The organism is Subtercola sp. RTI3, assembly GCF_035018625.1.
GTDB lineage: Bacteria > Actinomycetota > Actinomycetes > Actinomycetales > Microbacteriaceae > Subtercola > Subtercola vilae.
Window position 1 is genome coordinate 22940 of sequence record NZ_JASJXO010000052.1, and the last position, 6454, is coordinate 29393.

5 protein-coding genes, 1 tRNA gene and 1 other RNA gene are annotated in these 6454 nt (G+C 68.0%); 3 read left to right on the top strand and 4 right to left on the bottom strand.

The window, feature by feature from the left end:
• Positions 1 to 54 precede the first annotated feature (54 nt).
• The 3 genes from QN358_RS15525 to QN358_RS15535 all read right to left on the bottom strand — a co-directional run bounded on the left by QN358_RS15525 (position 55) and on the right by QN358_RS15535 (position 2148).
• The gene (locus QN358_RS15525; protein WP_323512893.1) at positions 55 to 1053 is read right to left on the bottom strand and encodes a DUF4190 domain-containing protein; all 999 of its coding nucleotides are present in this window, start codon (positions 1051 to 1053) and stop codon (positions 55 to 57) included.
• Positions 1054 to 1281: 228 nt separating this feature from the next.
• A tRNA-Ser gene (locus QN358_RS15530) sits at positions 1282 to 1369 on the bottom strand.
• Positions 1370 to 1494: 125 nt separating this feature from the next.
• Complete coding sequence (locus tag QN358_RS15535; RefSeq protein ID WP_323512894.1) at positions 1495 to 2148, bottom strand: SDR family oxidoreductase; 654 nt, start codon at positions 2146 to 2148, stop codon at positions 1495 to 1497.
• Between the two features lie 26 nt (positions 2149 to 2174).
• Here QN358_RS15535 and ffs point away from each other — a divergent pair.
• From ffs to QN358_RS15550, 3 genes are all read left to right on the top strand, one after another.
• An RNA gene (gene ffs, locus QN358_RS15540) (signal recognition particle sRNA small type) lies at positions 2175 to 2271 on the top strand.
• A 120-nt stretch (positions 2272 to 2391) separates the two neighbouring features.
• Complete coding sequence (gene pta, locus QN358_RS15545; protein WP_323512895.1) at positions 2392 to 4617, top strand: phosphate acetyltransferase; 2226 nt, start codon at positions 2392 to 2394, stop codon at positions 4615 to 4617.
• A gap of 65 nt (positions 4618 to 4682) precedes the next feature.
• Positions 4683 to 5870, top strand: a complete 1188-nt coding sequence (locus QN358_RS15550; protein WP_416352009.1) for an acetate/propionate family kinase — start codon at positions 4683 to 4685, stop codon at positions 5868 to 5870.
• A gap of 57 nt (positions 5871 to 5927) precedes the next feature.
• On the opposite strand, the gene QN358_RS15555 is transcribed toward QN358_RS15550, so the two are convergent.
• Positions 5928 to 6419, bottom strand: coding sequence for a GNAT family N-acetyltransferase (locus tag QN358_RS15555; RefSeq protein WP_136643731.1), 492 nt, complete (start codon positions 6417 to 6419; stop codon positions 5928 to 5930).
• Positions 6420 to 6454 lie beyond the last annotated feature (35 nt).

The window sequence follows — 6454 nt, forward strand, 5'->3', positions numbered from 1 at the left end:
TCGCCCAGCCTAGACGCTTGCGCTCGCCGGTCTGCGCAGACATCGAAGCACCGGTCAGTTGACGACGATGGCCGCCTTCGCGAGCACGTCGTAGTAGATCGACGTCAGGTCGGTCGCGGGCTGGCAGGTGAGGTCGAGGTACATGCCGGTGCCGGTGCTCGCGAAGGCGCGGGCGGCGGTGATCCAGTGGCTGCCATTCGAATCGGTGCCGGTGAGGGTGCGCGTGTCGACCGAGTAGCTCGCGTCGGCGCTGCCGAGCCCCACGTAGTCGGTTTCGGCGTACTGGTCGACGTCGGAGGCGGTCGCGTTGTCGACGTAGATCAGGTACGCGTCGGTGGTGGCCTGGTCGTCGCCGGGCACTGTTGTCACCTTCGAGCCCAGCAGGCCCTGGTGGAACTTCACCGTGCACTGCTTGTCGCTCGAGGTGTACGACCAGTTGCCCTGTCCGTCGTCGGGGCTCGAGACGCTCCAGCCGGTGCTCGTAATGAAGCCGTCGGCGAACTGCGGAATCGTCGTGGCGGGCAGGCTCTGCCCCGCCTCGAAGGTGAGGTCGCCGCCGTTGAACCCGCTGCCGCCCGGCCCGCTCGACGCGGTGGGCGCTGCGGTCGGCGCCGAGAACGGGTCGGAGCTGCCGGTGCCGTACCGGTTCGGGTTCGACGCGGCGGCGACGATGGCGATGACGATGAAGACGGCCGCGAGGATGCCCCCTAGAATGCCGAGGTAGCCGAGAACCAGCCCGGCCACGGCGAGCCCGCGCCCCTTCTGGCCGGTGCGCTTGATCTGAACGAGTGCGATGTGGCCGGTGATCACTGCTGCCAGCGACACGAAGAACGCTGTCACCAGCGACACGATCGCGAGCACGTTGTACGACGGTTCGGGCGAGCCGCCGTAGGGGGCGGCCGCGTAGGAGTTCGGGGTGGTGGGCGGGGCGCTGCCGTATGGGGCCGCGCCGTATGGGTTCGGCGCGGTGGGCGGGGCGCTGTCGTATGGGTTCGGGATGGCCGGTGGCGTCGGTGGCGTGGGTTCGATCGGGGGCTGCTGTTCGTCGGTCATCGACTCACTCCTTGCTGCACGCTGTGTGCCTTGTCGCATCAGAAACGTTCTGTGCGCCGAGAACTCTCAATTCGTAAAACGTAGCTCGCCTCCGCGCACGTGGCAATGCGCCGCCTCCGCGCCGCCCTCGCGCCGCACCCCGTCGCGCTGCCAGAGCAGCGCTCCTCCTCGAATCAGAGCGGCCACGTATGCAGAAAGCGCCCACCCTGTGGGCGAGCGCTTTCAACCTGGCGGAGGATGGGGGATTCGAACCCCCGAGAGCTTTCACTCAACACGCTTTCCAAGCGTGCGCCATAGGCCACTAGGCGAATCCTCCTGGCGGGTCGCCGCTGAAAAGTTCAGAAACGACCATAGAGCACTCTACCGGCAAACCCCGGCGCGTGCTGTGCGGCAGCAGCGCCCAGCCCCAGCGCCCAGACCCGGCACCCAGCCCCGGCACCGTCAGTACTTGACCGCCGCCAGCGCCTCGGCGAGGGGTGTGTCACCGCTGATCGCCTCGAACTGCGCACGAACGCCGATACCGTCGACGACCGCCGCCACCACGAGCGCCGCCACGTCGGCCCGCGCGATGGTGCCGCGCCCGGTGCTCTCGGCCAGCAGCACCTCGCCGGTGGGTGCGTCGTTCGTGAGGCCGCCCGGCCGGATGATCGTGTAGTCGAGGTCGCGCGCCCGCACGTTCGCGTCGGCCTCCGCTTTCGCCCGAAGGTACACCTGGAACACCTCGTCTGACGTGGGGTCGAAATCGTCGGCCCCCATCGAGGAGATGAGTACGTAGCGGCGGATGCCCGCGATCTCCGCCGCGTCAGCGAGCAGGATTGCGCCGTCACGGTCGACGGTGTACTTGCGCTCGGCGCTCGAGTTCGGCCCGGCACCAGCCGCGAAGACCACCGCGTCGACACCCTGCAGGTCACGGGCGAGGGTACGGGCATCCACCCCCTCCAGATCGATGACCACGGGGATACCGCCCGCGGCGAGAACGTCGCCCGCCTGCTCGGGGTTGCGGATGATGGCGACGGCTTCGTGCCCGGCGTCGCTCAACAGTTTCTCGATGTGGAGGGCTATGGCTCCGTGGCCTCCGGCAAGTGCGATTCTCATAATTCAATTCTGCCGCTAAACTTGTACACGGCTCCCCGCGTGGCGCCATCCAGGCCAACTCCCCTAGGGCAGAAATGCAGCAAGGGTAACCGGGCTCTGGCGGGTGCGCGGGGGGTCTTTTCTGTTTGTGCAGCACCGTGCCTACACGCCCAGACGTTCGGTGAACAGCCAGTGCGCACACAGCCAGCACTCCATAAACTTGGAAAAGACGCCGTTCTGAGGCGCCGCTACTCAAGGAGAAGCGTGGCTCGCAGCATCTACATCACCTCGGCCGAAGGCCATTCGGGCAAGTCGACCATTGCGCTGGGCGTTCTGGATGTTCTGGGTCGAAGCATCGGCCGCGTCGGCGTCTTTCGCCCCATCGCCCGCTCGGTGTCTGAGCGCGACTACGTGCTCGAGATGCTGCTGTCGCACGCCGGCATCGACATCACGTACGAACAGGCCATCGGCGTCAGCTACGACGACGTGCACGCCGACCCCGACGCAGCACTCTCGCGCATCGTCGAGCGGTACAAAGACGTTGAACGGCTCTGCGACTCCGTGGTCATCCTGGGTTCTGACTACACCGACGTGGGCAGCCCCACCGAGCTCACCTTCAACGCCCGCATCGCAGCGAACCTCGGGGCACCCGTGCTGCTGGTGCTCGGCGGCCGAGCGGGCCAGGGGTCGACCGAGATGCTCGGGCACTCCGAGGCGCGAACCCCGGCCGACATGCGCCAGATCACCGAACTCGCCCTGGTAGAGCTGAAGGCCGCGCACGCCACTCTGCTCGGAATCGTCGCGAACCGGGCCGACTCGGCGAACCTCGAGAAGATTCGCGACGCCATCGCCAAGGCGGCCGGCGACGCGCAGGCGGGGCTCGCCATCGCCGCGCCGCACCGCGAAGTGATCGGCGCGCACTCTGCTGACGGGCCCACGCGCATCCCCATCTGGTCGATTCCCGAAGACCGGATGCTCGTCGCACCCAGTATGGCGAACCTCGTCGAGTCGACCGAGGGCACCATGATCAAGGGTGACCCGCGGCTGCTCGCCCGCGAGGCGCTCGGCGTCGTCATCGCCGGAATGTCGATGGTGAATGTTCTGCCGCGGCTGATGGAAGGCGCGGTCGTGGTGATCCCCGGCGACCGGAGTGAGGTGCTGCTGGCGGTGCTCATGGCCAACGCATCGGCCACCTTCCCGAGCCTCTCCGGCATCATTCTCAACGGCGGTTTCGACCTGCCAGAGCCCATCGAGCGGCTCATTGACGGGCTCGCTCCCTCGCTGCCCATCATCACGACTCCGCTCGGCACGTACGACACGGCCGTGCGCATCACCGGAACGCGTGGCCGCCTCGCCGCCGACTCGCAGCGCAAGTACGACAGCGCGCTCGCCCTCTTCGACCAGTACGTCGACGGCCCCCGACTGCTCGACCTGCTCGACGTGAGCTCGTCGTCGGTGGTCACCCCGCTGATGTTCGAATACGGTCTCATCGACCGCGCTCGCAGCGCACAACGGCACATCGTGCTGCCGGAGGGCACGGATGACCGTGTGCTGCTTGCGGCGGCAACAGTGCTCACCAGGGGTATTGCGCGGCTGAGCATCCTCGGTGACGAAGCCGACGTGCGGGCCCGCGCCACACGCCTCGGGGTGAGCCTCGAGGGTGCCGCCATCGTCAGCCCGTTCGACCCCGAACTGCGGGAGCGGTTCGCTCTGGAGTACGCCCGCATCCGCGCGCACCGCGGCATCACGCTCGACATGGCCCGCGACACCGTGACCGATGTGTCGTACTTCGGCACCATGATGGTGCAGCTCGGTCTCGCCGACGGAATGGTGTCGGGCGCGGCGCACACCACGGCGCACACGATCAGGCCCGCGTTCGAGGTCATCAAGACCCGGCCCGGGGTGTCGGTCGTGTCGAGCGTCTTTCTGATGGCGCTCGCCGACCGCGTGCTTGTGTACGGCGACTGCGCGGTCATTCCCGACCCGACGGCCGATCAATTGGCCGACATCGCCATCTCTTCATCGGAGACAGCGGTACAGTTCGGCATCGAACCGCGCGTGGCGATGCTGTCGTACTCCACCGGGTCAAGCGGTTCGGGCGCAGAGGTGGAGAAGGTGCGCGAGGCGACCCGGTTCGTGCGCTCGCGTCGGCCCGACCTGCTGGTCGAGGGGCCGATTCAGTACGACGCCGCTGCCGATGCGGCCGTGGCAGCCACGAAGATGCCCGACTCAGAGGTGGCGGGGCGGGCGACAGTGTTCATCTTTCCCGACCTGAACACCGGCAACAACACGTACAAGGCGGTGCAGCGGAGCGCCGGCGCCATCGCCATGGGGCCCGTGCTGCAGGGGCTCAACAAGCCGATCAACGACCTCTCGCGGGGAGCACTGGTGCAGGACATCGTGAACACGATCGCCATTACGGCCATTCAGGCGGCGACGGCGGGCGTCGCGACGAGCACGGGCGCTGCGAACGCGGTGGTCGACGCGTGAGCGGCGCGCGTGCGGTTCTGGTGCTGAACAGCGGCTCGTCTTCGCTGAAGTACCAGCTGATCGACATGAGCACCGAGCGGGTGCTGGCGAACGGGCTGGTCGAGCGCATCGGCGAGACGGCGGCGTCGCTGAAGCACACGGTGGCGGGCGCGGCGGGCGCGGCGGGTGCTGTGGGTGCCGACGGCGAAGGCAGCGCGGCGGGGGCCGACGAAGATCACCGCAGCGAGCATCCGGTAGCCGACATGGGCGAGGCGTTCAGCACGATGATCGCCGCCTTCGATGCGTTCGGGCCGTCGCTTCGGGAGAACGCTCCGGTCGTGGTCGGGCACCGCGTGGTGCACGGCGGAAAGCGCTTCTTCGGGCCGACCGTGGTGACCGACCTCGTGAAGATCAACATCGAAGACCTGGCTGATCTGGCACCGCTGCACAACCCGGCGAACCTCGCGGGCATCGAGGCGGCGCAGAAGGTTTTCGCCGATGTGCCGCACGTTGCGGTATTCGACACCGCTTTTCACTCGACCCTGCCGGCGGCGGCCTACACGTACGCGATCGACGCCGAACTGGCGGAGAAGAACCGTGTGCGGCGGTACGGCTTTCACGGAACCTCGCACAAGTACGTCTCCGAGCAGACCGCCGAGTTTCTCGGGCGGCCGCTCGCCGATCTGAAGACGATTGTGCTGCACCTCGGCAACGGGGCCTCGGCCTGTGCGGTCGACGGCGGGCGGTCGGTCGAGACCTCGATGGGCATGACACCGCTTGAAGGGCTCGTGATGGGCACTCGCTCGGGCGATCTCGACCCCGCCGTGCTCATCTACCTGAACCGCAAACTGGGACTGAGCTTCGCCGAACTCGACGCCGAGCTGAACCGCAAGAGCGGACTGCTCGGGCTGAGCGGCCGGGGTGACATGCGCGACGTGGTCGATGCAGCGGCCGCGGGCGACGAGCCGGCTCGCCTGGCGCTCGACGTCTACGCGCACCGCGTCAAGCAGTACGTCGGGGCCTACATCGCGCAGCTCGGCGGAGCGGACGCCATCGTGTTCACGGCCGGCGTCGGCGAGAACAGCGCACCCGTGCGGGCGTTGGCGCTCGCGGGGCTCGAGGCGCTCGGCATCCGTCTCGACCCGGCGCGCAACACCGCCTCTCGCGAGCGGGGCGCGCGGCGCATCTCCAGCGACGACTCGGCCGTCGAGGTGCTCGTCGTGCCCACCAACGAAGAACTGGAGATCGCGCGGCAGTCGCTCTCGGTGCTGTAGGGGTGCCGCTGTTCGCTGTTCGCTGTTCGCTGTCCGCTGTCTGCTGAGTCGGTTCTGTCAGTCGTCGATCAGGCGTTTGCCGTAGCTGATCGCGCCGTCGGGCGCGTAGCCGATGGCGTCGTAGAACGCCAGCGCGTCCGTGTTTGCCGCGCGCACCTGCAGGTTCAGCTTGGGGCAGCCGCGCTCGATGAGCAGGCGTTCCGCCTCGGCCATGAGCTGCCGAGCGTAGCCGCGGCCGCGGTGGGCGGCATCGACCGCGAGGTAGTTGATCCAGCCGCGGTGGCCGTCGTAGCCGACCATGGCCGTCGCGATGACGACGGCGCCGGAATCCGCGGCGGTGCCTGCGTTGGCGCTCGCGACCGCGCCCGCGCCCGCAGAGCCTGCGCCGTCGTCGGCCGTCTCGGTTCCGACCAGGAACAGCTCCGGCTGAACGGTCAGTTTTCGCGCGATGTCGGCACGCGGATCGTTCCACGGTCGCACGAGGCCGGCCGCGTTCCACAGCTCGACGACGGACTCCGTTTCGGCGGCTTCGAACGGTCTGATCTGCATACGTCCACCCTAGAACCTGTCTCTTATACACATCT

Excerpts from the sequence above, each read along its gene's own strand:
- QN358_RS15550 (WP_416352009.1), top strand. The coding sequence starts at position 4,683 with ATGAGCACCGAGCGGGTGCTGGCGAACGGGCTGGTCGAGCGCATCGGC.
- QN358_RS15555 (WP_136643731.1), bottom strand. The coding sequence starts at position 6,419 with ATGCAGATCAGACCGTTCGAAGCCGCCGAAACGGAGTCCGTCGTCGAG.
- QN358_RS15525 (WP_323512893.1), bottom strand. The coding sequence starts at position 1,053 with ATGACCGACGAACAGCAGCCCCCGATCGAACCCACGCCACCGACGCCA.
- QN358_RS15535 (WP_323512894.1), bottom strand. The coding sequence starts at position 2,148 with ATGAGAATCGCACTTGCCGGAGGCCACGGAGCCATAGCCCTCCACATC.